This is a genomic window from Caballeronia sp. GAFFF1 (assembly GCF_023630705.1).
In the GTDB taxonomy this organism is placed as follows: Bacteria; Pseudomonadota; Gammaproteobacteria; order Burkholderiales; family Burkholderiaceae; genus Caballeronia.
In genome coordinates, this window is the sequence record NZ_JALQEM010000034.1 from 204,249 (window position 1) to 230,861 (window position 26,613).

At 64.6% G+C, this 26,613-nt stretch carries 28 protein-coding genes and 2 pseudogenes; 16 read left to right on the plus strand and 14 right to left on the minus strand.

The genetic code is table 11. The features are described 5' to 3' along the window. Positions 1-9: 9 nt before the first annotated feature. On the minus strand, positions 10-1,068 hold the full coding sequence (locus NCR37_RS20625; RefSeq protein ID WP_250474680.1) for an NAD(P)-dependent alcohol dehydrogenase: 1,059 nt from the start codon (positions 1,066-1,068) through the stop codon (positions 10-12). Between the two features lie 436 nt (positions 1,069-1,504). Here NCR37_RS20625 and NCR37_RS20630 point away from each other — a divergent pair, with 436 nt between their 5' ends. Together NCR37_RS20630 and NCR37_RS20635 are read left to right on the plus strand one after the other, a co-directional pair. Further along, positions 1,505-1,783: a hypothetical protein gene (locus tag NCR37_RS20630; RefSeq protein ID WP_250474681.1), complete on the plus strand. Its 279-nt coding sequence runs from the start codon at positions 1,505-1,507 to the stop codon at positions 1,781-1,783. 206 nt (positions 1,784-1,989) lie between these two features. Then, on the plus strand, positions 1,990-2,292 hold the full coding sequence (locus tag NCR37_RS20635) for a hypothetical protein (protein ID WP_244850751.1): 303 nt from the start codon (positions 1,990-1,992) through the stop codon (positions 2,290-2,292). A 48-nt stretch (positions 2,293-2,340) separates the two neighbouring features. Here NCR37_RS20635 and NCR37_RS20640 read toward each other — a convergent pair whose 3' ends face one another. The 6 genes and pseudogenes from NCR37_RS20640 to NCR37_RS20665 form a co-directional block, all read right to left on the minus strand. After that, on the minus strand, positions 2,341-2,772 hold the full coding sequence (locus NCR37_RS20640; RefSeq protein ID WP_250474682.1) for a hypothetical protein: 432 nt from the start codon (positions 2,770-2,772) through the stop codon (positions 2,341-2,343). A gap of 130 nt (positions 2,773-2,902) precedes the next feature. Further along, positions 2,903-3,123: pseudogene (locus NCR37_RS20645) on the minus strand (DUF3079 domain-containing protein). A 141-nt stretch (positions 3,124-3,264) separates the two neighbouring features. After that, entirely contained in the window at positions 3,265-4,473 is a 1,209-nt protein-coding gene (locus NCR37_RS20650) for an NAD(P)H-dependent flavin oxidoreductase (protein ID WP_250474683.1), read from the minus strand. Positions 4,474-4,534: 61 nt separating this feature from the next. Beyond that, a pseudogene (locus tag NCR37_RS20655) lies at positions 4,535-4,899 on the minus strand (LuxR C-terminal-related transcriptional regulator); the annotation flags it as partial. 256 nt (positions 4,900-5,155) lie between these two features. Beyond that, positions 5,156-5,899, minus strand: a complete 744-nt coding sequence (locus tag NCR37_RS20660; RefSeq protein ID WP_250474684.1) for a PA3715 family protein — start codon at positions 5,897-5,899, stop codon at positions 5,156-5,158. Positions 5,900-5,913: 14 nt separating this feature from the next. Beyond that, the gene (locus tag NCR37_RS20665) at positions 5,914-6,345 is read right to left on the minus strand and encodes a hypothetical protein (RefSeq protein ID WP_250474685.1); all 432 of its coding nucleotides are present in this window, start codon (positions 6,343-6,345) and stop codon (positions 5,914-5,916) included. Here NCR37_RS20665 and cyoA point away from each other — a divergent pair. The 8 genes from cyoA to NCR37_RS20705 all read left to right on the plus strand — a co-directional run bounded on the left by cyoA (position 6,312) and on the right by NCR37_RS20705 (position 13,799). Further along, a complete protein-coding gene (gene cyoA, locus NCR37_RS20670; RefSeq protein WP_250474686.1) occupies positions 6,312-7,196 on the plus strand; it encodes a ubiquinol oxidase subunit II in 885 nt (294 codons plus the stop codon). The genes NCR37_RS20665 and cyoA overlap by 34 nt on opposite strands. A gap of 3 nt (positions 7,197-7,199) precedes the next feature. Then, positions 7,200-9,209, plus strand: coding sequence for a cytochrome o ubiquinol oxidase subunit I (gene cyoB, locus NCR37_RS20675; RefSeq protein WP_250474687.1), 2,010 nt, complete (start codon positions 7,200-7,202; stop codon positions 9,207-9,209). After that, positions 9,210-9,815 (plus strand): cytochrome o ubiquinol oxidase subunit III, encoded by a 606-nt coding sequence (gene cyoC, locus NCR37_RS20680; protein WP_250474688.1) that lies wholly within the window; start codon positions 9,210-9,212, stop codon positions 9,813-9,815. After that, entirely contained in the window at positions 9,815-10,147 is a 333-nt protein-coding gene (gene cyoD, locus NCR37_RS20685; RefSeq protein WP_250474689.1) for a cytochrome o ubiquinol oxidase subunit IV, read from the plus strand. Before cyoC ends, cyoD begins: the two co-directional genes overlap by 1 nt. 163 nt (positions 10,148-10,310) lie before the next feature. Next, a complete protein-coding gene (locus NCR37_RS20690) occupies positions 10,311-10,838 on the plus strand; it encodes a 2,4'-dihydroxyacetophenone dioxygenase family protein (protein WP_250474690.1) in 528 nt (175 codons plus the stop codon). A 69-nt stretch (positions 10,839-10,907) separates the two neighbouring features. Beyond that, the gene (locus tag NCR37_RS20695; protein WP_250474691.1) at positions 10,908-12,209 is read left to right on the plus strand and encodes an MFS transporter; all 1,302 of its coding nucleotides are present in this window, start codon (positions 10,908-10,910) and stop codon (positions 12,207-12,209) included. A gap of 11 nt (positions 12,210-12,220) precedes the next feature. Then, entirely contained in the window at positions 12,221-12,949 is a 729-nt protein-coding gene (locus NCR37_RS20700; RefSeq protein WP_250474692.1) for an SDR family NAD(P)-dependent oxidoreductase, read from the plus strand. Positions 12,950-13,001: 52 nt separating this feature from the next. Continuing rightward, a complete protein-coding gene (locus NCR37_RS20705; protein WP_250474693.1) occupies positions 13,002-13,799 on the plus strand; it encodes an IclR family transcriptional regulator in 798 nt (265 codons plus the stop codon). Between the two features lie 3 nt (positions 13,800-13,802). Here the strand turns inward: NCR37_RS20705 and NCR37_RS20710 are convergent, their stop codons facing one another. Beyond that, positions 13,803-15,152: an AarF/UbiB family protein gene (locus NCR37_RS20710; RefSeq protein ID WP_250474694.1), complete on the minus strand. Its 1,350-nt coding sequence runs from the start codon at positions 15,150-15,152 to the stop codon at positions 13,803-13,805. A gap of 203 nt (positions 15,153-15,355) precedes the next feature. Between NCR37_RS20710 and NCR37_RS20715 the strand changes: the two genes are divergently transcribed. From NCR37_RS20715 to NCR37_RS20730, 4 genes are all read left to right on the plus strand, one after another. Beyond that, positions 15,356-16,330: a serine hydrolase domain-containing protein gene (locus tag NCR37_RS20715; protein ID WP_250474695.1), complete on the plus strand. Its 975-nt coding sequence runs from the start codon at positions 15,356-15,358 to the stop codon at positions 16,328-16,330. Between the two features lie 131 nt (positions 16,331-16,461). Continuing rightward, positions 16,462-16,812 (plus strand): hypothetical protein, encoded by a 351-nt coding sequence (locus NCR37_RS20720; RefSeq protein WP_250474696.1) that lies wholly within the window; start codon positions 16,462-16,464, stop codon positions 16,810-16,812. A 177-nt stretch (positions 16,813-16,989) separates the two neighbouring features. Beyond that, the gene (locus NCR37_RS20725) at positions 16,990-17,430 is read left to right on the plus strand and encodes a hypothetical protein (protein ID WP_250474697.1); all 441 of its coding nucleotides are present in this window, start codon (positions 16,990-16,992) and stop codon (positions 17,428-17,430) included. 155 nt (positions 17,431-17,585) lie between these two features. Then, positions 17,586-17,999, plus strand: a complete 414-nt coding sequence (locus NCR37_RS20730; RefSeq protein ID WP_250474698.1) for a hypothetical protein — start codon at positions 17,586-17,588, stop codon at positions 17,997-17,999. A gap of 20 nt (positions 18,000-18,019) precedes the next feature. Here the strand turns inward: NCR37_RS20730 and NCR37_RS20735 are convergent, their stop codons facing one another. Further along, positions 18,020-18,484 (minus strand): response regulator, encoded by a 465-nt coding sequence (locus NCR37_RS20735; RefSeq protein ID WP_250474699.1) that lies wholly within the window; start codon positions 18,482-18,484, stop codon positions 18,020-18,022. Between the two features lie 196 nt (positions 18,485-18,680). On the opposite strand from NCR37_RS20735, the gene NCR37_RS20740 reads away from it, so the two are divergent. Then, a complete protein-coding gene (locus NCR37_RS20740; RefSeq protein WP_250474726.1) occupies positions 18,681-18,920 on the plus strand; it encodes a hypothetical protein in 240 nt (79 codons plus the stop codon). Here NCR37_RS20740 and NCR37_RS20745 read toward each other — a convergent pair. The 4 genes from NCR37_RS20745 to NCR37_RS20760 all read right to left on the minus strand — a co-directional run bounded on the left by NCR37_RS20745 (position 18,917) and on the right by NCR37_RS20760 (position 24,318). After that, on the minus strand, positions 18,917-20,488 hold the full coding sequence (locus NCR37_RS20745; protein WP_250474700.1) for an efflux transporter outer membrane subunit: 1,572 nt from the start codon (positions 20,486-20,488) through the stop codon (positions 18,917-18,919). The two genes, NCR37_RS20740 and NCR37_RS20745, sit on opposite strands and share 4 nt — an antisense overlap. A gap of 1 nt (position 20,489) precedes the next feature. Next, positions 20,490-22,073 (minus strand): DHA2 family efflux MFS transporter permease subunit, encoded by a 1,584-nt coding sequence (locus NCR37_RS20750; protein WP_250474701.1) that lies wholly within the window; start codon positions 22,071-22,073, stop codon positions 20,490-20,492. A 3-nt stretch (positions 22,074-22,076) separates the two neighbouring features. Then, entirely contained in the window at positions 22,077-23,270 is a 1,194-nt protein-coding gene (locus NCR37_RS20755; protein WP_250474702.1) for an HlyD family secretion protein, read from the minus strand. A gap of 301 nt (positions 23,271-23,571) precedes the next feature. Further along, on the minus strand, positions 23,572-24,318 hold the full coding sequence (locus NCR37_RS20760; RefSeq protein ID WP_250474703.1) for an IclR family transcriptional regulator: 747 nt from the start codon (positions 24,316-24,318) through the stop codon (positions 23,572-23,574). 123 nt (positions 24,319-24,441) lie between these two features. Here NCR37_RS20760 and NCR37_RS20765 point away from each other — a divergent pair, with 123 nt between their 5' ends. Next, positions 24,442-25,626 carry a fumarylacetoacetate hydrolase family protein gene (locus NCR37_RS20765; protein ID WP_250474704.1) on the plus strand — a complete coding sequence of 395 codons (1,185 nt, stop codon included), beginning with the start codon at positions 24,442-24,444 and terminating at the stop codon, positions 25,624-25,626. On the opposite strand, the gene NCR37_RS20770 is transcribed toward NCR37_RS20765, so the two are convergent. Next, a complete protein-coding gene (locus NCR37_RS20770) occupies positions 25,623-26,600 on the minus strand; it encodes a substrate-binding domain-containing protein (protein WP_250474705.1) in 978 nt (325 codons plus the stop codon). The two genes, NCR37_RS20765 and NCR37_RS20770, sit on opposite strands and share 4 nt — an antisense overlap. Positions 26,601-26,613: the final 13 nt, after the last annotated feature.

Sequence of the window (26,613 nt, forward strand, 5' to 3'; positions counted from 1 at the left end):
TGCGCTGCGTTACCGCTCGATCGTCGACATGTCGATCACGAAGCGGTACTTCACGTCGCTCTTCAACATGCGCTCGTAAGCGGTGTTGATCTCGTCCATCCGGATCATCTCGATATCGGACGTGATGCCGTGCTTGCCGCAGAAGTCGAGCATTTCCTGCGTCTCCGCGATGCCGCCGATGAGCGAGCCCGCCAGCGACCGGCGCTTGAAGATCATGTTGACCACCGACGGCGACGGATGCGGGTGCTCCGGCACGCCCACGAGCGTCATGGTGCCGTCGCGCTTGAGCAGCGTGATGAACTGGTCGAGATCGTGCGAAGCGGCCACCGTGTTCAAGATGAAATCGAAGCTGTTCGCGTGCGCGGCCATCTGGTCCGGGTCCTTCGACACGACGACATCATGCGCGCCCAGACGCTTGGCATCCTCGATCTTGCTCGGCGACGTCGTGAAGAGCACGACATGCGCGCCCATCGCGGCAGCCAGCTTCACGCCCATGTGGCCGAGGCCGCCCAGACCGACGATGCCGACCTTGTCGCCCTGCTTCACGCCCCAGTGACGCAGCGGCGAGTACGTGGTGATGCCCGCGCACAGCAGCGGCGCGACCGCGGCCAGTTCGAGATTCTCGGGAACGCGCAGCGTGAAGGCCTCATCGACGACGATGGACGTCGAATAGCCGCCGTACGTCACGCCGCCCGACTTCTTGTCCGGCGAGTTGTAGGTCTGGACGAAACTCTCCGGGCTTTCGCAATACTGCTCCAGTCCTTCCTTGCACGCCTCGCAGACGCGACACGAGTCCACCATGCAGCCGACGCCCGCCAGGTCGCCCGCCTTGAACTTCGTCACGTCCGAGCCGACTTCCGTCACGCGCCCGACGATCTCGTGCCCCGGCACGACCGGATAGTTGGTGCCGCCCCATTCGTTGCGCGCCATGTGCAGATCGGAGTGGCAAACCCCGCAAAAGAGAATGTCGATACGCACGTCGTTCGGGCCGACATCGCGGCGTTGAATTTCGAGCGGGCCGAGCGGCTTGTCGGCTGCGGACGCTGCATAGGAATAGGCTTTGAACATGGTCGCTTCCTCTTGATCTTGATGCGTGGACAGGGTGCCGGCGCCTTCACGCGGTGGGAAGGCGCGGCTGAAAAGACGTGTGCGCTCGGGTCGCGCGGGCATTTTTATGTGCGGCAGCGAACGCTCGCCACCGCGCTCCCGAGCTGCTGCTCCGTTCTTGCCGATCCCGCCGATACTTCGGCGGCGGCGCGCAGCCTCGTTACTGTATGCCTATCGGAATATCTTTGCTGAGACGGTGAAATCCGCGGTAGTCGGGGCGTTTCGCGGCGCGGAGGCGTCGCGTTTCGTCGTCGTGCGGAAGCCGATACGGCGCGTTGCGAGCGGCGCAAGACAGTGGCGCTCGTCCTCTGCGTCCTACGATCGAGAGAGAGCCGGACGCCATGCACGCGGCCGGCGCAACACGCGCAACGCAAGCAACACGAGGGGGGCCACGACGATGAAAGCGAATGCAATGACGGTGAGCATCGATTTGCCGACCGGCGCGGTCAGCGCCGAGTTTCACCCGGACACGGGACGGCTGCGGATTCTGGAGCGCGACGTGTTGCGCGTCGAGCTCTTTCCGCCGCACTCGTGGTTTACGGTTGCATCGGTGGCGGGCAATAGCCGATGGGGCACGCGACCGCGCGAGTCGGATCTGTACCTGGTGCTGCAAAGCTTCATCATGCAGCGGTTCGGCATGGCGGCGTTGGAGAAGGCGATGGCGGTGGCGCATTGAAGGGCTGGCGCCGACTGGGCCTGCATGCGAAATGGTGGATGGAGACGGCCGCACGTTGAGGCGGCGCCCGATGCAACTCGCGTTGTCCGCTTTGATCAGCTTTTGCGCGGGAACCGGCGCGCCCGCCACCGCAACACACGCTCCGTTGCGACGTGGCATCATGAAGTCGCTGTCCGCCATCCACGCAACCGCTCGCCGGAGACGCCATGGAAGTGACCATCAGCGAATTGACAGGGCTGCTCGAGGAACTGGAACGTGAAGATCCCGTCGATTACGGCGACCTGCCGTTCGGCGAGCCGGAACTGCGCGGTCTTGTGTTGACTTCGCTTCTGGAGAGGCATCGCAGCCTGCAGGCGAGCGGGCTCAATCCCGGCGATGTGAACCTCACCTACATGCTCACCACGGCGCTGCTCGTAATCGAGAACCTCGTTTTGCACGCGCGGCTGCTGTTGCTGCAAGGGCAGCGCATCGATGTGAGCGCGCTGTTGCGCAAGTATTCGGGCGGGTAGATGTGCGCTCGTTGTGCGTTCCGTTTGCGCTCGGCGTGGCGTCGCCGATCAGTCGCTCAGGCGGCTGGGCGGCCGGTAGCCCGGAATCTGCCGCAACGCCTCATGACAAGCCGCCGAGAGCGCGGCCAGCCGTTCGACGCTCGCGCGCAGTTGCGCATGCGTCCGGGCAATGTCCTCGCGAAGCATCTCGATTCGAGGCGTGATTCTGTCTTCGATAGCCTCGCCGATTGCGCCGCACGCGAGGAGCGCCTCGGCGTCATGACGTGCTTCGCGAAGCTCGATCACATGAAGCTTGTTCTGCGCGATCAACCGCGCGTGCGCTTCGGCGAGTTCGCCGAGCCCCATCGACCGCATGCGCTCGATGAAATCACGCATCGAGCGCAATGTGGCTTCGCCGGCGTCGTAGGCCATGAACTGAACATCGTCGATCGACAGTGACAGACGGCCTTCCGGGGTTTCGAATTCGAGCTTCGTGCGCATGATGGTGGCAACGCGTGATGTGAGTTGCCCAAATTCTAGGCACGCGGCGACGCCCGGCACTTAGGAGAAGGCCGAATTCGACGCGCGAGTTGGCGATCGCTGCGTTTCCGTTTCCGCGTCGATGCAGGCGTCAGCGCGAATTCGCCACGGCAGGTTTGATGGACGTCGCATCCTCCACAATGTCGAGCCCCCAATCACCGAACGTGTACCAGTCCCGCCCAACAGTTCTGCCGGATGCTGCGTGCGGCTCGATCCGTTTCCGCAACGCAGCGCCTCCGCTCCGCAGTAATGGTCGCAGCCCCAGCAATTGCGTTCCGGGTGCTTGGGATGAAGGGGAAATCGCTTTGCCATGTCTTCTTGCTCCTCGGTCCGATGCGGCTCGTAGCTTCGAAAGAGGCTACGACGCGCTCGACAGCCGGCCAATAGGACGAGTTCGAACGTTCGCGGACGGCGGCTTAGTCAACTTCCTCACGAAGCCCTGCCGTTCGTTAGTCAACAGGCCGCGACCGCCGCTTGTGTGTTGCCGGTGAGCAGCAGTTCGATCAGCTCCCGCACGCTGCGAATGGCGGCGCCAAAAGGCAACTTCTCGCGTCCACGGAAGAACAAGCCGTTGCCCACGTCGCCGCGCAGCGCCGCCGCAAGCCGCGTGTCGATGCAGAAGTGCCCAAACTTTTCGATGCCGTCGCGCAGTCCGCACGCGCTCAGGCATTCGAGCGCCGTCGGGCAGGTCTGCTTGCGCGCGCCGATCTTCGTGCGAATGCGCTCTTCGTTGCGCAAGTAGCGCATGAGCCACGGCGTCTTCACGGCTCTCGCGGGCAAGCCAGTCACGCTGACGAACTCGACGATATCCTCCGGCGTCGCCTGCGCGAGCACGCGCTTGAATTCGGGATGCGCGTCGCCCTCCTCCGTCACCGCGAACGGCGTGCCGACCTGGACGCCGTTCGCGCCGGCCGCGAGCCACGTGCGCACGGCTTCGTGGCTGTTGATGCCGCCCGCGACGATCAAAGGCACGTCCGCACGCGCCAGTCCGAGCGACGCGAATACTGCCTCCAGATCTGCGAGCACGCGCGCAAACTCAAAACGCTCGTTGTCCATGTCGGAGACGTCGTTCACGCCGAGGTGTCCGCCGGCATGCGCCGGATGTTCGATCACGATGGCATCCGGCAGGCGTCCCTTCTTCATCCACTTCTTCAGCACGAGCGCCACGCCGCGGCTGTCGGAGAGAATCGGGATCAGCGCGATATCGCAGCCTTGCGTGAGATCGGGCAAGTCGAGCGGCAAGCCTGCGCCCATCACGATTGCATCGGCGCGCTCTTCGCAGGCCACGCGCACGTAGTCGGCGTGGGCGCTGACCGCTTTCATCACATTCACGGCGACCATGCCGCGACCTTCCGACAGTTCACGCGCGCCGCGAATCTCGCGTCGAAGTGCGGTGAGATTCGCTCGCTCCAGCGTCTCGCGCGACGGATCGGCGCGGCACATGTCGAGCAGATCGGCGTGATGATGGCGCAGATCGATACTCGCGATGGTGCCCACGGCGCCTTCTCGCGCCACGCTGCCAGCGAGCCGGTGCGCCGAAATGCCGACGCCCATGCCGCCCTGCACGATCGGCAGCATGCTGCGCCCGCGAATGACGAGCGGCGCGAATGCGTGCTTTCCCGCGCTCGGAGAAGTATCGATTCCAGCTTGATTTCGATTCATGATCTGACTGCCTGATGTGATCGGCAAGAGCCGTCGATACGCCGCTAGGTTCTCGCGGCGTTCATGATGTTTCGTAGGAGATCGGCGCAGTGGCCGCCTCCGAACGGTCGGCGTCAGGTTCCGCAGCATACAGCGCGACTTGGACGCGACTCGTGAAGTCGAGCTTGCGCAAGATGTTTCGCACGTGAATCTTCACGGTGCTCTGGGCCAGCGAGAGCGTGCGCGCGATCTCTTGTTGCTCGCCCCGCGCGAAAGTTGCGAATGATGCCCTGCCCGCGCGACGTGAGCGGATCGGACGCCGGCGCCAATGACCAAGCAGAGTGCTTTCGCTTCGATGTTCTTCAGCAGATAGCCGCACGCGCCTTCGCGCAGCGCGACCGTCAACTCGTCGACGTCATCCGATACCGTAAGCACGACGACAGCGGCGCACCACGAATCTGCTCATGTCATCAAGATCGTAGCCCTGACCATTAGCGTCGACAAGCCGCCCGAATTTGCTTTCATTGACGATCGTCACAGGAAACTCAGTTCCTTATATGCGGTCCTCGTCCGCGATCGCCCTGAAAAGAAATTGCATGAGCCTCAGGCGTCAGCACGGCACCGAGGCATTGCGTCGCGCGTAGATCAAGAATTGACCTCAGCACACACCGCATGCAAAACGATGAGGCGCTGCACTCTTGCATCAGCCGTTTCGTTGCGATTCCTTCGGCACAACGTAGCGCCCGTCGCGATAGGCGAGCGTCAAGCTCTTTTGCTTCTGCGCGCCGTTTCTGTTCACGCACACGCCCTTGGCAATGCGCGACGTGCTATGCACCGTCTTCTCGGCGATATGCAACGACGCATAGCCTTCCACGCCAGGCGCGCCCATCGAAAGCGTCCGCGTGGTCGAGTCGTACCAGCCGTCGCAATGCGTGTCCCATTCGCCGCGCGCCTGCGCAGTCATGAGTCGATCGAGCACGGGGCGCAGCGCCTGGCCGTCGAATGCATAGAGACTCAGCGATGTCTCGCCACGTGGCTTAGGCCCCGACGCTCCGTCGAGACTCGTGCGCACGCCGAACGCGCGCTGCGTCGGCGCCAATTGGTACGGCGCGGTGTCGAGCGCGATATCGGCCAACGCGCCTGCGTCTCGTCTTATCGCCCCCGGCTGATACACGTGCGCGACGATTGCGCCGGTCGCGGTATCGGCGATGAGCACTTCGAGGTTGTCAGCGTTCTCCTTCGCTTGCGTGTCGTCGCCAGAGAACGCAAGCGCCGCCAGCGTCAACGCCGGGCTCGCGGGCCACGTTGCGCATACGCTTAACGCGCTATCGAGCGTCTTCTCGGGGTGCAGCGTATTCGCCCACGTCTGCATCATGTCCTCGCAACCGGCGTGTGCGAGCATCGGCGCGAGCAGACTGGCGGCAAGGAGGATAAGTTTCTTGTTCATGTTGTGGTATCGGCTCATGGGCGTAGGTCCGCCTGCGATTCGAGCCTCGCATTTTGACGGCTTGCGTTTCCGCTCACGCCATGCGCAACACCATTTGACAAGAAAAGTCCTTCGCCATGCAAAATTTTGATGCATTCGACATAGCAAGCTGACAACGCTCGCATGTGTTGCGCGGTGCGGGCACAATGGCGAGTTCCGCTCTCCCCAAGCTCTGCTAAGAGACGCTCTGAGCGTCGCTTTTTTCGAAGCGCGCAACTCGCGCGACACAGCGTCGCAACGCTGCGTTTTACGACCAAATTCCATAAATTCGCAACATCGCGATAAATCTCGCGTGGCATGATCGCGTCGCGGCGCAACGCCGTGAAACGGCGTTCTTCCCAGGACGCTTCGATCCAGAAAACCAGCGAATGCAATGAATGAAAATACTCACCGTTTAGCAGCGCCATTGTTATCGGGTTTGTTGGCCAGTGTCTGTTTATCGGGATGCAATCTCGAGGTGCTCGATTCGAAAGGCGTCATCGGCGCGGCGGAAAGCTCGCTCATCGCCACCGCGACTTTCGCAATGCTCCTCGTCGTCGTTCCGGTGATTCTGCTCACCCTGATCTTCGCCTGGCGCTATCGCGCATCCAATACGAACGCCACGTACGCGCCGAAATGGACGCACTCCACGGCCATAGAGGTTGTCGTATGGGCGATTCCTGCGGCCATCATCCTGTTTCTCGGCACGCTGACGTGGAAGAGCACTCACGAACTCGACCCGTACAAGCCCATACAGTCGAATGTCAAGCCGATCGACGTGGAAGTCGTCGCGCTCGACTGGAAATGGCTCTTCGTCTATCCGGATCTCGGCATCGCGTCCGTCAATCAGGTCGCGTTCCCGGTCGGCACGCCGGTCAACTTCCGCATTACGTCGGACTCCGTGATGAACTCGTTCTTCATCCCGCAGCTCGGCAGCCAGATCTACGCGATGGCGGGCATGCAGACGCGTCTGAACCTGCAAGCCGACCACGCGGGCGACTACGCGGGCATTTCGGCGAACTACAGCGGCGCGGGCTTCTCCGACATGAAATTCCGCGCGCTCGCGCTGTCGCAGGCCGACTTCGATTCGTGGGTCAAGAAGGTCAAGACCGCGCCCGAGGCGCTAAACATGGATGTCTATGCGGGCGTCGCGCGTCCGAGCCAAAAGGTCGCCGTCCGCTATTTCTCGACCGTCGATCCGAAGCTCTTCAATAACATCGTCGGCAAGTACAACAACGGGAATGTCACCGTTGGCACGAATTGCGTAACCAAGGGGTAAGCCATGTTCGGCAAATTAACGCTTGAGGCGATCCCGTACCACGAGCCGATCATCATGGGGGCGACCGTCCTCATGGCGGTCCTGGCGCTCGGTACGGCCGCCCTTCTCACCAAGTTCGGAAAATGGGGCTGGCTATGGCGCGAGTACCTGACTTCGACCGACCACAAGCGCATCGGCATCATGTATCTGGTCGTCGCCGGCCTGATGCTCGTACGCGGCTTTGTCGATGCGGTCATGATGCGCGCGCAGCAGGCCATCGCGCTCGATTCGCCGGGCTTTCTGCCGCCGCATCACTACGACCAGATCTTCTCGGCGCACGGCACCATCATGATCTTTTTCATGGCGATGGCCCTGCTCGTAGCGTTCTTCAACCTCGTGGTGCCGCTGCAGATCGGCGCGCGCGACGTGGCGTTTCCGTTCATCAACTCGCTGTCGTTCTGGATGACGGCGATGGCCGCGGTGCTGATCAACCTGTCGCTCTTCATCGGCGAGTTCTCGGCGACCGGCTGGCTCGCGTATCCGCCGCTGTCGGAAACGCAGTTCAGCCCGGGCGTCGGCGTCGACTATTACATCTGGGCGCTGCAGTTGTCCGGTGTCGGCACGCTGCTCACCGGCGTGAACTTCTTCGTGACCATCGTGAAGATGCGCGCGCCCGGCATGACGTGGATGAAGCTGCCGGTGTTCACGTGGACGGCCTTCTGCTCGAACGTGCTCATCATGGCGACGTTCCCGATCCTGACCGTCGCGCTCGCGCTGCTCGGCCTCGACCGCTATCTCGGCATGCACTTCTTCACGAACGATGCCGGCGGCAACCCAATGGTGTATCTGAACCTGATCTGGGCCTGGGGTCACCCCGAGGTCTACATCCTGGTTCTGCCCGCGTTCGGCATCTACTCGGAAGTCGTTTCCACGTTCTCGAAGAAGCCGCTTTTCGGCTACAAGACGATGGTTTGGGCGACGTGCTGCATCATGGTGCTGTCGTTCCTCGTGTGGCTGCACCACTTCTTCACGATGGGCTCGGGCGCGAACGTCAATGCCTTCTTCGGCATTATGACGATGATCATCTCGATCCCGACGGGCGTGAAGATCTTCAACTGGCTCTTCACGATGTACCGCGGCCGCGTGCAATTCACCACGCCGGTTCTGTGGACCATCGGCTTCATCATCACGTTCACGCTCGGCGGCATGACGGGCGTGATGCTGGCGATCCCGGGCGCGGACTTCGTGTTGCATAACAGCCTGTTCCTGATCGCGCACTTCCACAACGCCATCATCGGCGGCGTGGTGTTCGGCTACTTCGCGGGCGTGCAGTTCTGGTGGCCGAAGGTGTTCGGCTTCAAGCTCGACGAAAAGCTCGGCCGCAACGCGTTCGTCTGCTGGTTCGTCGGCTTCTTCGTCGCGTTCGTGCCGATCTACATTCTCGGCTTCATGGGCATGACGCGCCGCCTGAATCATTACGACAACCCGGCATGGCAGCCGTATCTGGTGGTCGCGGCGTGCGGCGTCGGCATCATCGCGCTGGGTGTCGCGTTCCAGGTCGCGCAGATCGTCGTGAGCGTGATTCGCCGCAATCAGCCGGCTTATCGCGATGTCACGGGCGACCCGTGGGGCGGCCGCACGCTCGAATGGTCGATCAGCTCGCCGCCGCCGGTCTACAACTTCGCGCATGTGCCGGCTGTCCGCGAACTCGACGACTTCGCCCACGCGAAGGAAACGAACCGCGTCGAAACGCGTCCGTTCCGCGACATTCACATGCCGTCGAACACGAGCGCCGGATTCTTCGTTGGCGTGTTCGCGCTAGCGTTCGGCTTCGCGGCGATCTGGCATATCTGGTGGCTGGCTATCGTCGGCCTGATCGGCGTCGCTGCGGTCGTGATCGGCTACAGCTTCGGCGAGAACGCCGGCTACATCATCCCCGCCGCCACCGTGAAGGCGACCGAAGAGCGGAACCGTCCGCCGAAGTCGCCTGCCAAGACCGGCGCGGGGCGCGAACTGGAACTGGAGGTGCTGTAAATGTCGCAATCGACGCTTTCCGCGCATGACGCGCACGAGCACGAACACCAGCCGTCTCATTCGGTGTTCGGCTTCTGGTCCTACCTGATGACCGACTGCGTGCTGTTCGCGTCGCTCTTCGCGACCTTCGCGATGATGGCGAACCAGTTCGCGGGCGGCCCCACGGCCAAGGATCTCTTCAACCTGCGCGATGTCGCGATTGAAACCGGCCTGCTGCTCACGAGCAGCCTGACGTTCGGCTTCGCGATGATCTCGGCGCTTCGCAAGCAGACGGGCGGCGTGCTCGCATGGCTCTTCGTCACGTTCGTGCTGGGCGCGGGCTTCCTGTGGCTCGAAGTGCACGAGTTCGCCCATCTCATCGCTGAGGGCGCGGGTCCGCAGCGCAGCGCGTTCTGGTCGTCGTTCTTCACGCTCGTCGGCACGCACGGTCTGCACGTCACGCTCGGCCTCGTGTGGCTCGTCGTGCTGGCGCTGCAAATCATGCAGAAGCCGGAACTGAACGAACGCCAGATCCGCCGGCTCGCCTGCCTCAGCCTTTTCTGGCACTTCCTCGACATCGTCTGGATTTGCGTGTTTTCCTTCGTCTACCTTGCGAGCGTCGTCTAATGGCTCATACGCATACAACGCATAGCGATATTCCGCACGTCACCGTGGGCGGATATCTCGCCGGCTTCGTGCTGGCCGTGGTACTCACGGTGGCTTCGTTCTGGCTCGTGACCGCGGGCAAGGTGTCGGGCGAACAAGGCATCGTGTGGCTCGCCGTGCTGGCCGCCGTCCAGATGGTCGTCCATGTGGTGTTCTTCCTGCACGTGAACACGTCGAAAGGACAACGCTGGCATGCCCTGTCGTTTGCCTACACGATCCTGATGTCGCTCGTGATCATCGTCGGCACGGTGTGGGTCATGCATAACGTCCACATGCTGATGATGGCGCGCTAACGCTGAACGCATCGGCGAGAGAAGCGGGTCCGGTTTCCGGGCCCGTTTTTTTTCGTCCGCCGATTTCTGCGGTCGCTGACAAATCTTGACAATTCGCCGAAGCGGCGCGACCATTTGTCCATAATTTGATTTCACGATCCACATTATGGACACAGGAGACACGATGCCCGCGCCAAAACCGTCGGCGGACGCAATGACGCCGTACCAATTTCCCAATCCCAAGGAAGCGCAGAAAGAAATCGTGATCGGTCATGCGATTCCGACCGACGAGCGCGAATGGGTTCCGCAAGCCGAGAACGTCTGGTTCCGCCCGCTCTGTCTGAACGTGTCCACCGGCTATTGGATGAACCTGCTGCGCGTGCGCAAGTCCGGCGTGCTTTCGCGGCATCGTCATCCGCAGGCCGTTCACGGCATGGTGCTGAAGGGCCGCTGGCGGTATCTGGAGCACGACTGGGTCGCCACCGAAGGCAGCTATGTTTTCGAGCCGCCCGGCGAAACGCATACGCTCTACGTGCCGGAAGACGTCGAAGAGATGATCACCTACTTTCAGGTGAACGGCGTGATGTTCTATTGCGATCCGTACGGCAATTACACCGGCTACGAAGATGTGTTCACCAAGGTCGACATGTGCCGCAAGCACTATGAATCCGTCGGGCTGGGCGCGGATTTCGTCGATCAGTTCATTCGCTAGTTCTTCCATCCGATAGCCAAACCATCATAAGCAGCCGAAGCGTCAACGAAACGCATTCGGGGAGACACCATGCAGAGCAAATCGCCACGCATCAAGCGCATTCAATGGGTCGCGCTCACGTTCCTCACGCTCGCCGGAATCGTGAATTATCTGGACCGCAGCACGCTGTCCATCGCCAATCATTCGGTCACGCAGGAACTCGGGCTCTCCGCATCGCAGATGGGCCTGCTGCTCTCCGCGTTCTCGTTCGCGTATGCGTTCTCGCAATTGCCCATCGGCGTGATGCTCGACCGCTTCGGCGCGCGCATCATGCTCGGTCTCGGCATGTTCGTCTGGTCGGTCGCGCAGTTGTTCGGCGGTCTCGTCACGAATCTGCATCAGTTCCTCGCCGCGCGCATCGCACTCGGCATCGGCGAGGCGCCGCAGTTTCCGGCCGGCGCGAAGGTCGTCTCGGAATGGTTCGCGCAGCACGAACGCGGCAAGCCGACCGGCATCTTCGTCACGTCCTCGACGATCGGCCCCGCGCTTGCGCCGCCGATTTTGACCGTGCTGCTGTTGAGCTTCGGCTGGCGCAACATGTTCGTCATCATGGGCGTGCTGGGCATTGCGGTGGCGATCGGCTGGTACATCGTGTATCGCAACCGGAAGGACATTGCGCTGGAGCCGCAGGAAATCGCGCATCTGACCGAAGGCGAGCCCGCGCAGCGCAAGGAACGCAGCATGAGCTTCGCGGAATGGCGCGGGCTGTTCGGCAAGGCGACGACGTGGGGCATGATTTTCGGCTTCATGGGCGTCATCTACATGGTGTGGCTGTATCTGACGTGGCTGCCCGCGTATCTCGAACACGAGCGGCATCTGACCATTGCTAAGACCGGCTGGATCGTGTCGATCCCGTATCTCGCGGGCACGCTCGGCATGCTGTCGTCGGGCTTCATCGCCGATGGACTCATGGCGCGCGGCGTCGCGCCGATCCGCAGCCGCAAGTGGCCGATCTGCACGGGTCTGATCGGCGCGGCGCTCTTCACGGTGCCCGCCGCGTTCACGCCGAACCTCGCGCTCGCGATCACGTATCTCTCGGCGGCAATGTTCTTCGTCAACATGGCGAGCGGCGCCGCGTGGGCGCTCGTCTCGGTGGCGGCACCCCGTCACATGGTGGCGTCGCTCGGCAGCATTCAGAACTTCGGCGGCTATTTCGGCGGGTCGTTTGCGCCCTTCATCACGGGGCTCGTGGTCGACAAGACGCATTCGTTCGTCAACGCATTTCTGATCAGCGCGGGCGTCGCGTTTGCCGCGGCGCTCGTCTATATGTTCGTCGTCCGCGTGCCGATTCAGGATTCCGAGCAGCCGGCCTCCGCCGTCCCTGTCGTTTAAGCGTGACCTATATGACTTTCCAGACTGATCTCTTCAAGGGCAAGACCGTCGTCGTCACGGGCGGCACGCAAGGCATCGGCGCGGGCATCGCGCAGCAGTTCGCCGCGCTCGGCGCGCGCGTGATTGCCGCGGGCATCGCGCCGACGGACGCACAACGCGACGCGCTGGGCGGCGGCATCGAAGTCGCGGCGCTCGATGTAGCGGACGCCGCGAGCACGGCCGATCTCATGAGCCGCATCGACGCGCTCGACGTGCTCGTGAACTGCGCAGGCATGATCAAGCGCGGCGACGAGCACGACATCGAAACGTTCGAGCGCGTGATCGCCGTGAACCTGAACGGCACCATGCGCCTGTGCGCTGCCGCGCGGCCGCTGCTCGCGAAAAGCGGCGGCAGCATCGTCAACACGGCGTCGATGCTGACGTTTTTCGGCGGCGGCCTCGTGCCCGCGTACAGCGCGAGCAAGGGCGGCGTCGCGCAGTTGACCAAGTCGCTCGCCATCGCGTATGCGGCAGACGGCATTCGCGTGAACGCGGTTGCGCCCGGCTGGATCGCCACGCCGCTCACGCAGGCGCTTCAGGACGACGGCGGCCGCTCGCAAGCCATTCTCGACCGCACGCCGATGAAACGCTGGGGCTTGCCGGAGGACGTGGCGCGCGTCGTCGCGTTTCTGGCGTCGCCAGCGGCGGCGTTCATGACCGGCGCGATCGTGCCGGTGGACGGCGGCTATCTCGTGGCGTGAGCGGGCGTCGATATAATCGCCGCGCCGCGCTTTCTAGCCGCTATCCATCGCTATGTCCGCTGATCCCGCCTCTCTCGACGCCGCAAAGGCAACCGGCACCGCCGCGTTCTCCAAGTTCATGGCGGTGCTGCAACTGATCGCCGACGCCGCCGAGCCGCCGACCATCGCGCGTCTGACGACGCAAAGCGGCTATCCGCGCCCGACGGTGTACCGCATCGTCGGCGCGTTGATGGCCGAACGGCTCGTCGTCGAAAGCGCGCGCGGCGGCTGTTATACGCTCGGCCCGCGCCTGATGTCGCTCGCGAGCCGAAGCTGGGAGCGGTCCGACTTGCGCATCGCCGCCGCCGACGCGTTGCAGGCGTTGCGCGATGCCACGCAGGAAACCGTGCATCTGGCGGTGAGAAGCGGCGCGGAAATGGTGTACGTCGAGAAGCTCGAAAGCCCGCACGCGGTGCGCATGGCGTCGCGCATCGGCACGCGCGTCACGTTGTATTCGAGCTCGGTCGGCAAGGCGTATCTGTCGACGCTTTCGCGCGACGAACGCGACACGCTTCTCCAAGGCATCCTGTTTCAGCGATTCACGCAGAACACCATCGTCGACCGAAGCGCGCTCGATGCCGAACTGGACGCGTGCCGGACGCGCGGCTACGCCGAAGACCGCGAGGAGAACGAAGCGCAGATTTTCTGCTACGGCAGCGCGATCGTCGGCGCGAACGGCGCGCCGCTCGGTTGCGTCAGCGTGAGCATTCCGCTCTTCCGAAAAAGCGGAACGCCGATGGAAACCTATGTCGCGCCGCTGAAAGCCGCGTGCCGCGCGATCGCCGAGCGCATGAGCCCCGGCACGCGCTGAGCGTCAGAACGCGTTGCCTTGCGAGGCGCCCGCGCGCTTCGCGATGAGCGTCGGCAGGCGCGGCAATAATTGCGGCCAGTGCGTCGCTTCCTGCGCCAGATGCGCGAGCAGACCGTGGCAGCCGAACTGGTCCGCCGCGAGCCGCGCGATCACGCGCCGCGCGATCTTCCACACATCGACATCCGGCGCGACCGTGTGCGCCATGCGCTCGATTGTTTCCATCGAACGCGACAGCAGCACCGCCCGCGACGCGATGCGCCCGTGCGCCGCGCTGAACATGTGCTCGGCGGGCGCCTTGCCGATCGCATCGAACAAATGCGAGACGTGCGCGCCCCGCCGCGCATCCGGCGACGAAAACCGCTCCGCTTCCCTGCGATACGTCGACTCGACGCGCACTTCGTGATGCGCCGCGTGTTCCTCCGGCCGCCCGTGTTCAAGGTGCGTGCGTGCCGCCGCCTTGTGGTCGCCTTCGAGCAGCGAATTTGATACACCGACGATGAAATCGCGCTCATGCGCAGCGAAGAACGAAATCGCGTTGTCGGCTTCCAGCACGATCTTGCCGCGCGTGCCCGGATCGATGCTGACGCGCGCGCCCGCCGCGTCCAGCCCCGCGTGATAAACGCCCTGCCCGAGCGCCATTTCGAAGAACGCTTCGATGAGCGTCGCGATGAGGTCTGCCTGTTTGAGACCGTGCGATGCGAGCGCGTGGCCGTCCGATAGCGGCACGGTGTCGATCGCCCGCGTCGTCAACACGGCGTCGTTGCAAAAGTCCCAGAGCACTTCGGGCACTGCGAGCCGGTCGTCGTCGCGCAGGCGGTAGCGCAGATAGCTCTGATCGGCGGCGCGCTGGCGCAGGTCGATCATCGAATGCACGCTCTCGCGCACGCGGCTCAACCACTGCACCGCCTGCAGCTCGCGGGCCGTCGCCGAACGCCGCTCGGCGAAGCGCGCAGCGGCGAGCGCCAGATCGAGATCGTCGGCGAGTTCCTGGCGCGCGTCCGCGCGAAGCAGCGTGATGCGGACGGGCAGGCCGTCGATGCATGCCGTATGCGTCTGCTCCGCGATGCCCGAGCGCAGCGGCGCGGCGCTGATCTCGGTGATTTCGGCGCGCGGCGCGGCTGCGAGCGCGAGCGCGCACGCGCTGCGAAAGCGCGCGGCATCGTATGGCGTGAAAAGACCTTCCATCTCGGACAGCGCCACGCGCACCGCGGCTTCCGCGAGCGCGGGATGCCGCGTGAGCGCGTCGGATGCCAGCGAAAACACGCGCGGCAAGTGGCTCAACGCCGGCACGCCGCCCGCGAGCGGCGCGGCGCGCGCGCCATGCATGGCGAAGAAGCGCGCGATGCGTTGCATCGACGCGCCGTCCCTATCTGAATGGCTTTCGCGGACGAACGCCCGGCCAAGACGCCAGAGCGTTGCGAGTCGTCGGACGGGCAAATGAGGTCCTTTTGGCTTGAGTGTGCCGTGGCATTCGGCTTGCTCGAGTGCAGCATCTTGCAGCACTTCGCAGCACGATTCGAACCCGCGCTTTTTTCTGCGCTCTGCCTCGAACCATCATGCACATGAATACGGAAGGCGCTTCGGCGCGCGGTTCCGTCGACGAACAAGGCCCGAGCGCCTTGCGCGATGCGCTGCAAAGCGAGGACAGCGGCGTGCGAACCTTCGTCGTCGTGCGGGACGGCCGCATCGAATTCGAACATTACCGCAGCGACGCCGCGCCCGATACGCTCGAAAACGTCAATTCGGTCACGAAGAGCGTCGTGGGGCTGGCCGTGGGCATCGCGCTGACCGAGCGGCTGCTCGCGGATCTCGACACGCCAATCGGCGACATCATCGAAAAGGCGCGCGATCCCGCGCTGGATGAGCGCGTGCGACGCATCACGCTGCGCCATCTGCTCACGATGACTTCGGGCTTCGACTGCGAACCGGGCGCAGTGGACAAGTGTCTGCTCGGCGCGTGCGAGCGGCTCGCCGGCGAGGACGACCGCCTCAATTTCGTGCTTTCGCGTCCGATGGCCGACGCGCCCGGCACGCGTTTTCGCTATGACTCCCATGCGGTGCAGTTACTCTCGCTCGCCATCGAAGCGGTGACGGGCGCGACCGTCGAAGCCTATGTGCGCGACAAGCTCTTCGCGCCGCTCGGCATCCAAACCAGCGAATGGATCGCCGACGAAGCCGGCCATACATTCGCAGGGCGCGGACTCATGCTGCGCGCCCGAGACATGACCAAGCTCGGCACGCTGATGATGGATCGCGGCACATGGCAAGGCACGCAACTCGTGGATGCGTCTTTCATCGACGACGCCATGTCCGTGCACAGCGAGGGCGGCCCGCCGATGCAGGACGCGCAGTACGGCTACCTGTGGTGGATCGCGCCGCGCTATGCGTTCGCGGCGGGCTTCGGCGAACAGTTTATCTTCGTTGCGCGGGAGGCGCGGATCGTCGCAGCCGCGACATGCGACAACACGGCCGCTAACAAAGACGTCCGCGCGCTCTTCGAAGAACACGTGCTCGGCCTCGATGCGCGCTGATCCTCGCCGGCGTTGTTTCGGATTGCTCGCGGCTTCGTTTCCGAACTGAGCGCAGATCAAAGCCTCGCGTGCAGGTAATCTCGCTTTGCGTCCGTCGTCATGGCGGACTTTCGAGGCAAGCGAGGTATCGCATGAAGTCCTTCGACATTACGGTGGATGCGCAGGGGCGCGTCGTCGTTTCGCATGCCGAGCCCATCGGCGAGCATTGCAAAAGCCGCGCGCGACTGCTTTCGTCGCTGGTCGGCATGATCGCCGCGCCCGGCGCATTCGAGCACTTCTGCGCGTTTCCCGAGCCAATGAAGCGCGACATCCTGCATCTCATGCATTCTCTCGCCGAAGAAAGCGTTCCGCTGCTCGCCGCGCTCGAACAACACACCGCCCAAGCCTTCTACGACAAGGGCGTCCACGCTGCCACCGAGCAGCGGCGCCAGGAACTGGCGGCCAACGCGCCGCCCGAGCCGATGGATTACACGCAGCGGTGATTCGTGACCGGCGGCAGCAAAAAGCGCCCTTCGTCAATGTAGATTTTTGTCGATATGCGATCCCGATTATTTTCGTTACGGTATCGTAATACGCTCACGCTATAACGTATCAATATCGCGATGCCGGAATCCGTGTGGCGACGGCTTCCTGCTGCACGTGAGGCAATCGAGAGCGCCATGAAACAACCATCAGAAAAAGGACGCGCCATGCAGCAGCCGGCCGGTGAGAGTATCGAACGAAGCATGTATATCCTCGGGCAGATCGGCGCGATCGTCTGTCACGAGCGCGGGCCGCGCCCGAACACCGCGATTCTCACGACCATGGCTTCGCATCCGGCCGAAGGTCTGTGGCTGGCCATCACGCGCATGAACGAACTGTGCCCGGCCGTGCGCGGCCCGCGCCGCACGCTGCTGCAGTGGAAGCGCAGGGAGATCGCGCGGCTCGCTCGCATGCTGCCGCATCCGCTGCCGGCCGATGCCTGCGCGCGAACGCAAGTCCCGTTCTGGGCCGGCTACTGCCAATATTGGGAAGACGTGTTGAAGCAGCATGTCGATCGTGAGATGGACGCGCCCGCGGTGGCGGTGGACGAAGTTCCGGCACGGCGCGTCAACGCCTGAAACGCTGCATCTCCGAGCCGCGGCAGTTGCCGCCGGCGATCGACTCGGGCACACTTCGCGCGGCCGCGCGCAGCCGTTCGTCCGGATGCACAGAAATGCTTTCTCGCGAAGGAGGTGGCGCGTTGCGCCGTGTACCGAGCAACGAGGAAGAGCAGATGGACCAAGTCAAGATCACGACCAACCCTGAAGGGCATCCTGTCATCGCGCATCCGGTGGCGATCGAAAAGCGCAGCAACGATGTCGCGCGCGCGGTCGCCGCGCTGTCGGATGCGCTCGCGAGCGGGGACGGCGCGGGCGTCGGTCAGCCTGTGTTGATCGACTTGCTGCGCACCCTCGCGCACGAGCAACGCGCGCTGACCGAGGCGCTGTCCGACTACACCGGCGAAGTGTCGACGGAAGAAGCGTACCGCCGAACCTACCGCCGCGCGTTCAGGAAGGGCTTCAGCGCCGGATTGCAACGCACGCTGCCCGCGCGGCCGGTCGACCGGAACGACAGCGCGCTGCTGAGACCGCCAGCCGCCGCCGGCACTTCGCGCAACGACGCGCTGCGCCGTCTCAAGCAAGTCTAGTCATCCGCTGCGGCGCGCCTTCAGCACTCGCGCTCGCGCCGCGGTTCGTGCGTCGAATAATAGGCGCGCATCACGTCGATCATGCGTTCCAGCGGACTCGGCTTCACGAAATAGCCGTTGAACCCGGTGCGGCGCGCCCGCGCGCAATCGTCGGGGCACGTGCGGCTGGTGTGCGCGAGCAGCATCATCGACGTATCGAGCGCGCGAATCGCCTCCGCCGCTTCCCAGCCGTCGCCGAGCGGCATCATCAGATCGAGCAGCACGACGCCGGGTCGCCACTTGCGCGTGAGCGCCACGGCGTCGAGCCCCGTGTGCACCGCGCGCACGTTGAAGTCGGCGTCCTCGAACGCGAGACAGATGGCGCGCGTGGCGTTGAGGTCGTCGTCGGCGATGAGCACGCGCGGTTCGTCGTGATGCGCGGCGCGAACGGGAATCTGCCACACCGCCTCTTCCGGTACGCGTGCTTGTCGTTGCGTTGATTGCATTTTTTGGCCTCGGATTGACCGACTGTTTCAGCAACGCGCGTTCCGCGACGCAGCATGCAGGGGTTTGCCCCGACAATGCGGCGCGCGCCAACGTTGGACCTCGGGATTACCCGGACGCCGCGCGGGCCGGACGCTTGCACCACGAAGAACCCAGTTCACCAGCGAGCGACACGCTCGCTCCCTACGGAGGCACATGATGTTCGTCGTCTACTGGCTCGAAGGCGACGCGGAGGCCGAAAGCCACGCGCGTCACCGGCAGTTCGACGCCGCCGCGCTCGCCGAGGCGCTTCGCTTCGCCGAAGCATTGCGCAAGCGCCAGGCGCAAGGCGAACCGGTCGGCTTCGTCACGCTGTGCAGCGAGAATCCCCAATCGGTCGGCAAACCAGGCGTCGCCGATCCGCCCGCCGACTACGACTGGAAGAAGCGCCGCCGCTAGCCGTTGCCTGCATCGGCGTTCTTGCTGCCACCGTCTTGCGCATCGTCCTGCCATCCGCCGCCGAGCGACTTGTACACGGCGATGAGATCCGTCGTCACGTTCACCGTCGATTGCGCGAGCTGCTCGCGCGTTTGCGCAAGCTGGCGCTCGGCATCGAGCACCGTGACGAACGCCGTCAGTCCCTTGCGATAGCTGTCCGTCGCGAGTTGCAGGCTCACGCGATTCGCCTCCACGGTGCGCACCAGCGCCGCGCGCCGGTCCTGCTCCGTGCGATACGCGACGAGCGCGTTGTCCACATCCTGAAGCGCCGTGAGCACCGTCTGCCGATATTGCAGCGCGGCCTGCGCGGCCTGCGCCTTCGCCACGCGAACGTTGGAGCGCAGCGCGCCGCCTTCGAAGATCGGCAGCGAAATGCTCGGCCCGACCGACCAGAAGAGACTCGACCAGCGCGCGAGGTACTTCGCTTTGGTCGCTCGCGTGCCGACCTGGCCCGTCAGCGAGATGTCCGGATACAGTTGCGCGACGGCCACGCCCACTTCGGCGGTGGCCGCATGCAGTTGCGCTTCGGCGCGGCGGATGTCGGGACGGCGGCGCGCGAGCGTCGACGGCACGCCGACCGGCACCGTCGGCGGCACGGGCGGCACCGCGCGGGCATCGGACAGTTCGGCGTCGAGCGTGCCGGGCGTGCTGCCCGTGAGCACGGCGAGCCCGTTCATCGCCTGCGCGATCTGCGCCTCCAGCGACGGCACCTGCGCCTGCAGCGCGCCGACTTGCGCGCTCGCGCTCTGCACGTCCTGCTGGCTCGTCAGGCCGACGCGCGCCTGCTCGCGCGTGAGGTCGAGAATCTGCTGTTCGGCGTCGATCTCGTCGAGCGTGATCTGGCGGATGGACTGCGCGCCGCGTAACTGCGCATACGTACGCGCGACTTCGGCTTCCAGCGAAACGAGCGCATCGTTGCGGCTTTCGATTTCCGCCTGCGTCTCGGCATCCGCCGATTCGACCGAGCGCCGCACGCGCCCGAAGAGGTCCAGTTCCCACGACGCATCGAAGCCGTCCTGAAACAGCGTGACGGGCCCAGTCGCGGAGTCGAGGCCTTGCCGGATCGGCGCGCCGTTCGCGCCCAGCGAGTCGATGCGGCTGTACAGTCCTTGCGATTCGAGCAAGCCCTTCAGCCCCAGTTGCTCGCGCATGACGCTCGCGTTCGCGCTGATCTGCGGCAAGCCTTGCGCCGCCGCCGACACGCTCTGCTCGCGCGCCTGCGCAATGCGCAGCACCGCGCTTTGCAGATCGAGATTGCCGGCGACTGCGCGGTCGATCAGCGAATCAAGCGTCGGATCGTCGAACTGCTTCCACCAGCGCGGGTCGGGATCGGCCGATGTGCTCGCCACCGAGGGCGCGTCGGCGTGCGGCGCGCGCGCATCCGGCGTTGCGTTCTGCGCGCGCTGCATGTCGTTCCAGTTGCCGGGCGCATCGGCGGCGGGCGGCTTGAAGTCGGGGCCGACCGTGCAGGCGCTCATCGCGAGCGCGAGCATCGGAATGCAAAGTCGAGCGGAAAGTCGCTGCGTCATGTCAATGTCCTCCCGCCTGACCGGACGCCTTCACCGGCGAGAAGAAGAACGTGATCGGAATGAAAAGGAACGAGAAGATCGCGCACGCGGCGAACACATCGAGGTACGCGAGAATCGTCGCCTGCGAGACGAGCGTCGTGTACATCTGGCCGGTCGCCGCGCTCATCGCCTGCGACATGGTGTGGCCCGTGTCCATCAGCGTTCGCGCGATGCGCTGCACCGTGTCGTTGTACGGCTGGTTCAGCGGCGTCAGATGCTCGACCATATGCGCCATGTTCGCCTGCGTGCGCTCGCGGATCATCGCGGTGGCGAGCGAAATGCCGACGGACCCCGCCACGTTTCGGAACATGGTGAACAGCGCGGAGGCGTCGTTGTTCATCGACTTGGGCAGCGAGAGATACGCGAGCGTCGTCACCGGCACGAACAGAAAACCGATGGCCGCGGACTGCGCGCTGCGCATCATCGTGAGCGTTCGATAGTCGACGTTCGGCACGAGGTGATGCGAATAGATCAATGCGCAGCCCATCAGAAAGAAGCCGAACGCGACGAGATAGCGCGTCTGCACCCATAGCATCAGCTTGCTGACCACCGGAATGAGAAACACGATGAGCAACGCGCCGGGCGACAGCACGAGGCCCGCGAGCGTCGCGGTATAGCCAAGTTGCTGCTGCGCAAGCTGCGGAATGAGCACCGCGCTGCCGTAGAGCACGGAAGCGAAGCCGACAATCGAGAGCGAGCCGAGCGCGAAGTTGCGGTCCTTCATCACGCGCAGATCGACCACGGGCTTTTTCGCGTACACGAGCCAGAACGTCGCGCCGACGATGCCGATCGCCGCGAGTACCGCGAAGGTCACGATGAAGTTGGACGCGAACCAGTCGTCGTCCTCGCCGCGATCCAGGAACACTTGCAGGCAACCGAGCCCGAGCGCGATCAGCCCGATGCCTACCACGTCGATGCCTACGTCCTTATGACTCTGCCGCTTCTCCCACGGCGGATCTTCGACGAACTGCATCACCGCGATGGTCGTCAGCACGCCGACCGGCACGTTCAGCAGAAACACCCAGCGCCACGTGAAGTTGTCGGTGATCCAGCCGCCGAGCGTCGGCCCGAGCACGGGCGCCACGACGATCGCCACCGCCGAGATCGAAAACGCGCGGCCGCGCTGCTCCGGCGGAAACGTGTCGAGAATGATCGACTGCTGGCTCGGCTGCAAACCGCCGCCGAAGAAGCCTTGCAGAATGCGAAAGACGATGAGTTGTCCGAGATTCGTCGCGATGCCGCAGAGAAACGAGCACACCGTGAACGCCGCGATGCAGATCAGGAAGTAGCGCTTCCGCCCGAGAATCTTCGAGAAATACGCGGAAAGCGGCAGCACGATGCCGTTCGCGACGAGATAGGACGTGAGCGTCCACGTCGCCTCGTCGTAGCTCGCGGACATGGTGCCGGATATGTGCGGCAGCGCCACGTTCACGATAGTCGTGTCGAGCACTTCCATGAACGCCGCGAGCGTGACGACCACGGCGATGAGCCACGGATTCGCGCTCGGCTTCCAGCCGCTGTGATCCTGTTCTGTGGGTTCGCTCATGGTTCAGTGGCGCAGCATGACGGTCGGCACCACGGAAAGCCCGAGCGGCAGGGAAGTGTCCGGCTTCATGCCGCTATCGATGACGATCTTCACCGGCACGCGCTGCACGATCTTCACGAAGTTGCCGGTCGCGTTTTCGGCGGGGAACGCGGAGAAGCGCGAGCCGCTGCCTAATTGGATGCTGTCCACATGGCCGTGCAGCGAGAGGCCGGGATACGCGTCGACGTCGATATCCACCTTGTCGCCCGGATGCATGCGCGAAAGCTGCGACTCCTTGAAGTTCGCCGTCACCCACATGCGCGTCGTGACGAGCGTGAGAATGGACGTGCCCGCCTGCAGGAACGTGCCGAACTGCACGTTGCGTTTGGTGACCCAGCCGTCGGAGGGCGCGCGCAGTTCGGTGTACGAGAGATTCAACTGCGCGGTCTCCACTTGCGCCTGTGCCTGCCGCACTTGCTGGCGCCGCTCTTCGACGGACGCGACGACCTGCGCGATCTGCTGCGGCACGAGGCTCGCCGTGCGGACCTGCGCGCGCGCCTCCGCGACGTTCGCTTGCGCGCTCTTCTGCTGCGCGGTCGCGGCGTCGATGTTCTGTTGCGACGTCGCGCGAACGTCGACGGACTGCTGGCGTTGGTAGGCCGCGCTTGCCTGCGCGAGATTGGCGCGCGCGCTGGCTTCCTGCGCCTGCGCCTGCGCGAGTTGCGCGGGATATTGAACGCGCGCGACCTGCAACTGCACTTCGGCGGCATGAAGCTGGGCCTGCGCGAGGCCGAGTTGCGCGTTCGCCTGATCGAGTTGCGCCCGATAGTCGCGCGGATCGATCCGGATCAGCAGATCGCCCTTGTGCACGAAGCGGTTGTCGTCGATGTTCATCGTGACGACATAGCCCGATACCTTCGGCGCGATGGTAACGGCGTCGCCATCGGTATACGCGTCGTCAGTACTTTCCTGATTGCGCGTCATGAACCACCAGACGATCGCGCCTATCGTGAGCACCACCACGACGATGCCGAGAATGATCAACGGCTTCTTGCCGGGCTTCTTGCGCTCTTCCTTGCCATTGCCGTTCTTCTTCTCGCCGTTCTTGCCTTTATCGTCCTTCCCGGCCTGGTCGTTCTTCTCCGATGACTCGCGCTCGCCGTCTTTCTTCGCGGCGCCGGGGCGTGCATCGTCCTGGGTTTCGTCTCGATCTGACATCAGCGTTCGCTTTGCGGTTGGAGTCCGGAGTTCGACTCGGGGTGAAATCCCGGCGCGGCCGGGTGGACCTCGTGCGGATACTGCGTGACGAGCGTGACCGGTGTGCGACTGTCGGTCAGGGCATTCGAGCGGAAGCGTTGAGCAAGACGCATTCCCAAATGTCCGCGAATCGGCCGAACCGAACGCCCGTGCGCACTGGCACGAATCCGCGCGTCTTCGAGGCGCCGGCAGCGCGGCGCCGTTTTCAATCAGCTGGAAAAAGCTGCATGCGTGCAGATGCCTGCCGCGACCGCGCGATTGCTCAGAGCGCCTGGCGCAGCTTCGCCGCGAGTTGCACGATGCCCATCGAGATTTGCTTCTCGCGCTTTGCGTCGAGTCGTCCGACAGGCACGCTCGTCGATACCGCGACGCGCTTGCCCGCGGGCGTGACGCCGACATACGCCGCGAAGCACGCGAGTCCTTCGGTCACTTCCTCGCGCTCGACAGCGAGCCCGCTCGTGCGTATGGCGGCCAGTTCGCGCAAAAGCGCCGCGCGGCGGGTGATGGTGCGCGGCGTCACCGCTTCGAGGCGCTCGGGCAGCCGCTCGATGACCGCTTCGTCGGCCAGTCCCGCAAGCAGCGCCTTGCCGAGCGCGCAGCAGTGCGCGGGCAGCCGCGAGCCCAAGTCGGACACGAGCCGCACCGGCCGATGCGCGTCCTCGCGCGCGACATACACCACCTGCACGCCGTCCAGCACGGCAAGCTGCACGACTTCGTTGTGCGTGTTGATGAACGCGCCCGCGCCCTCGCGAAACGCCGCCTGCAGCGCGTCGTGCCGCACGTAGGCGTTGCCGAGCTCGAACAGCCCGACGCCGATCACGTAGCCATCGTCGCGCTTCTCGATCCACTGCATGCGCGCGAGCGTTTCCAGCATCAGATAAAGCGTGCTGCGCGACAGGCCGGTGCGCTCCGCGAGCGCGGCGGCGCGCACGGGCTTGGCGGCGTCGGCGAGCGCTTCGAGGATATCGTTCGCGCGGCGCAGCGCCGGAACGTCGTAGGTCTTTTCCATGTGAGTCGTCGCGTCGGGATGTTCGCATCGTCCAGTATGTTGGACAAACATGCAACCCGATGGACAGTCACGGAGCGCCAAGCTACGATCATTTTCCCTTTTCCGATGCCCGGTGACCCTGCCATGCCGCCCGTTTCCGTCTCCTCCTGCCTGCCCGAAGACCTCGCCGACGCCGTGTTGGTCGGCCGCGTATGGCGTCCCGCGCCGGTCGATGGTCCCGCTGTCGTCGCGGTGCGAAACGGCGAGGTGTTCGACATCACGCGCGCCGCGCCGACTACCGCCGATCTCTTCGACCGCCCGGACGCGCTCGACATCGCGAAGAACGCACAGGGCGAACGCCTCGGCACCGCGCAAGAACTGCTGCAAGCGACGCTCGACGCCGCGCCCGGCGGCTTGCGCCTGCTCGCTCCGTGCGACGTGCAGGCCGTGAAGGCGTGCGGCGTGACGTTCGCGGTGAGCCTGCTGGAGCGCGTGATCGAAGAGCAGGCCGGCGGCGACGCCAGCAAGGCCCAGGAAGTGCGCGACACGATCAACAAGCTGATCGGCGCGGATCTTTCCAAGATCAAGCCGGGCTCGGAGAGCGCGCAGAAGTTGAAGGAAGAACTCGAGCGGCGCGGCGCGTGGTCGCAATACATGGAAGTCGGCATCGGGCCGGACGCGGAAGTGTTCTCGAAGTCGCAGCCGATGTCCTCGGTCGGCTTCGGCGCGGACGTGGGCCTCTATCCGACCTCGCAGTGGAACAATCCCGAGCCGGAAATCGTGCTGGCGGTGAACGGGCGCGGCGAGATCGTCGGCGCGACGCTCGGCAACGACGTGAATCTGCGCGATATCGAAGGCCGTAGCGCGCTCTTGCTCGGCAAGGCGAAGGACAACAACGCGTCGTGCGCGGTCGGCCCGTTCGTGCGGCTCTTCGACGGGCAATTCACGCTCGACACGGTGCGCGGCACGAGCGTGTCGCTGCGCATCGAAGGCGCGGACGACGGCTTCGTGCTCGAAGGCGTGAGCCACATGACCGAGATCAGCCGCGATCCTGCCGATCTCGTCGCGCAGACGCACGGCGCGCATCACCAGTATCCGGACGGCTTCATGCTGTTCCTCGGCACCATGTTCTCGCCGATCAAGGATCGCGACACGCAAGGCGGCGGCTTCACGCATCACCTGGGCGATGTCGTCACCATCTCGACGCCGGAACTCGGCGCGCTCGTCAATACCGTGCGCCTTTCGACGGAAATCGAGCCGTGGACCTTCGGCGTGCGGGCGCTGTATCGCAGCCTGGCGGCGCGGGGCCTGCTGGCGGCGGACGCTTAAGCGCGCGGGGCGCGCGTCTTCTCGCGCGTCACCACCTGCACCGGCGTTTCCATGTACGGCGACAAGTCGCGCTGACGGCGCCGTTCGACGAGCGCCTTCACCGCGACATCCACGCCGAACACGGCCTGCCGCGCGCCGAACTGCTCGACGGTCGCGAGCATGCTGCCGTTGTCGAGAAGCGGCTGCACCGCGCTGATGTTGTTGTAGCCGGTCACGAGCACGCGGCCCTTTTTGCCCGCGATGCGAATGGCGTCGATCGCGCCCATCGCAATGTTGTCGTTCGCGCAGAGCATGCCGCGCAGCGCCGGATGCGCATACAGCATTTGCAGCGCGATGGACTTGCCGCTCGGCGCGGTCCAGTCGCCGGTGTCGACGGCGCTCACGCGCAGTTGCGCGGCGCTCATGGCTTCCTTGTAGCCGATGGTGCGTTGCTGCGCGTTCCGGTCATTCGGCGGCCCTTCGATGATGCCGACCTCGTCGCCCGCCTTCAGCTTCGAGGCGAGATAGGCGCCGACGAGCCGCGCGCCGCGCCGGCTGTCCGGCCCGACGAACGGAATGGTGACGTTGGCGGCTTCCTGCGCGTCGTCGTCGAACGGATTGTCGATGGCGATCACGATGACGCCCGCCGCGACCGCTTTAGCGGCCACCGGCACGAGCGCCCTGGAATCGGTCGGCGCGATCACGATGGCGTCCACTTTCGCCGCGACGAGCGATTCGATGATGCGCCTCTGCCCGGTCACGTCGTTGTCCGTGAGCGTGCCGTAGGTCGTGAGGTCGAGTTGCGACGCGTAGTGCCGCTGGTAATTCTTCGCGCCGTCGATCATGGACTGGACGAAGGGATCGCCGAGCGACTTCATCACGAGCGCGACGCTCGCCTTGCCTCCGGGCTGCGCGGCGGCCGGGCGCACGGACGCGAGCCCGCTCGCGGCGAGGGCGCACGTGGTGAGCAGACGGCGGCGAGCAAGGCTGATCATGGAGGCGGGTCGG

Excerpts from the sequence above, each read along its gene's own strand:
- NCR37_RS20690 (WP_250474690.1), top strand. The coding sequence starts at position 10,311 with ATGCCCGCGCCAAAACCGTCGGCGGACGCAATGACGCCGTACCAATTT.
- NCR37_RS20705 (WP_250474693.1), top strand. The coding sequence starts at position 13,002 with ATGTCCGCTGATCCCGCCTCTCTCGACGCCGCAAAGGCAACCGGCACC.
- NCR37_RS20740 (WP_250474726.1), top strand. The coding sequence starts at position 18,681 with ATGTTCGTCGTCTACTGGCTCGAAGGCGACGCGGAGGCCGAAAGCCAC.
- NCR37_RS20745 (WP_250474700.1), bottom strand. The coding sequence starts at position 20,488 with ATGACGCAGCGACTTTCCGCTCGACTTTGCATTCCGATGCTCGCGCTC.
- NCR37_RS20735 (WP_250474699.1), bottom strand. The coding sequence starts at position 18,484 with ATGCAATCAACGCAACGACAAGCACGCGTACCGGAAGAGGCGGTGTGG.
- NCR37_RS20650 (WP_250474683.1), bottom strand. The coding sequence starts at position 4,473 with ATGAATCGAAATCAAGCTGGAATCGATACTTCTCCGAGCGCGGGAAAG.
- NCR37_RS20725 (WP_250474697.1), top strand. The coding sequence starts at position 16,990 with ATGAAACAACCATCAGAAAAAGGACGCGCCATGCAGCAGCCGGCCGGT.
- NCR37_RS20710 (WP_250474694.1), bottom strand. The coding sequence starts at position 15,152 with ATGCAACGCATCGCGCGCTTCTTCGCCATGCATGGCGCGCGCGCCGCG.
- NCR37_RS20660 (WP_250474684.1), bottom strand. The coding sequence starts at position 5,899 with ATGAACAAGAAACTTATCCTCCTTGCCGCCAGTCTGCTCGCGCCGATG.
- cyoD (WP_250474689.1), top strand. The coding sequence starts at position 9,815 with ATGGCTCATACGCATACAACGCATAGCGATATTCCGCACGTCACCGTG.
- NCR37_RS20760 (WP_250474703.1), bottom strand. The coding sequence starts at position 24,318 with ATGGAAAAGACCTACGACGTTCCGGCGCTGCGCCGCGCGAACGATATC.
- NCR37_RS20755 (WP_250474702.1), bottom strand. The coding sequence starts at position 23,270 with ATGTCAGATCGAGACGAAACCCAGGACGATGCACGCCCCGGCGCCGCG.
- NCR37_RS20665 (WP_250474685.1), bottom strand. The coding sequence starts at position 6,345 with ATGGCGCTGCTAAACGGTGAGTATTTTCATTCATTGCATTCGCTGGTT.
- cyoB (WP_250474687.1), top strand. The coding sequence starts at position 7,200 with ATGTTCGGCAAATTAACGCTTGAGGCGATCCCGTACCACGAGCCGATC.
- cyoA (WP_250474686.1), top strand. The coding sequence starts at position 6,312 with ATGAATGAAAATACTCACCGTTTAGCAGCGCCATTGTTATCGGGTTTG.
- NCR37_RS20630 (WP_250474681.1), top strand. The coding sequence starts at position 1,505 with ATGAAAGCGAATGCAATGACGGTGAGCATCGATTTGCCGACCGGCGCG.
- NCR37_RS20770 (WP_250474705.1), bottom strand. The coding sequence starts at position 26,600 with ATGATCAGCCTTGCTCGCCGCCGTCTGCTCACCACGTGCGCCCTCGCC.
- NCR37_RS20730 (WP_250474698.1), top strand. The coding sequence starts at position 17,586 with ATGGACCAAGTCAAGATCACGACCAACCCTGAAGGGCATCCTGTCATC.
- NCR37_RS20765 (WP_250474704.1), top strand. The coding sequence starts at position 24,442 with ATGCCGCCCGTTTCCGTCTCCTCCTGCCTGCCCGAAGACCTCGCCGAC.
- NCR37_RS20695 (WP_250474691.1), top strand. The coding sequence starts at position 10,908 with ATGCAGAGCAAATCGCCACGCATCAAGCGCATTCAATGGGTCGCGCTC.
- NCR37_RS20625 (WP_250474680.1), bottom strand. The coding sequence starts at position 1,068 with ATGTTCAAAGCCTATTCCTATGCAGCGTCCGCAGCCGACAAGCCGCTC.
- NCR37_RS20700 (WP_250474692.1), top strand. The coding sequence starts at position 12,221 with ATGACTTTCCAGACTGATCTCTTCAAGGGCAAGACCGTCGTCGTCACG.
- NCR37_RS20715 (WP_250474695.1), top strand. The coding sequence starts at position 15,356 with ATGCACATGAATACGGAAGGCGCTTCGGCGCGCGGTTCCGTCGACGAA.
- cyoC (WP_250474688.1), top strand. The coding sequence starts at position 9,210 with ATGTCGCAATCGACGCTTTCCGCGCATGACGCGCACGAGCACGAACAC.
- NCR37_RS20720 (WP_250474696.1), top strand. The coding sequence starts at position 16,462 with ATGAAGTCCTTCGACATTACGGTGGATGCGCAGGGGCGCGTCGTCGTT.
- NCR37_RS20750 (WP_250474701.1), bottom strand. The coding sequence starts at position 22,073 with ATGAGCGAACCCACAGAACAGGATCACAGCGGCTGGAAGCCGAGCGCG.
- NCR37_RS20635 (WP_244850751.1), top strand. The coding sequence starts at position 1,990 with ATGGAAGTGACCATCAGCGAATTGACAGGGCTGCTCGAGGAACTGGAA.
- NCR37_RS20640 (WP_250474682.1), bottom strand. The coding sequence starts at position 2,772 with ATGCGCACGAAGCTCGAATTCGAAACCCCGGAAGGCCGTCTGTCACTG.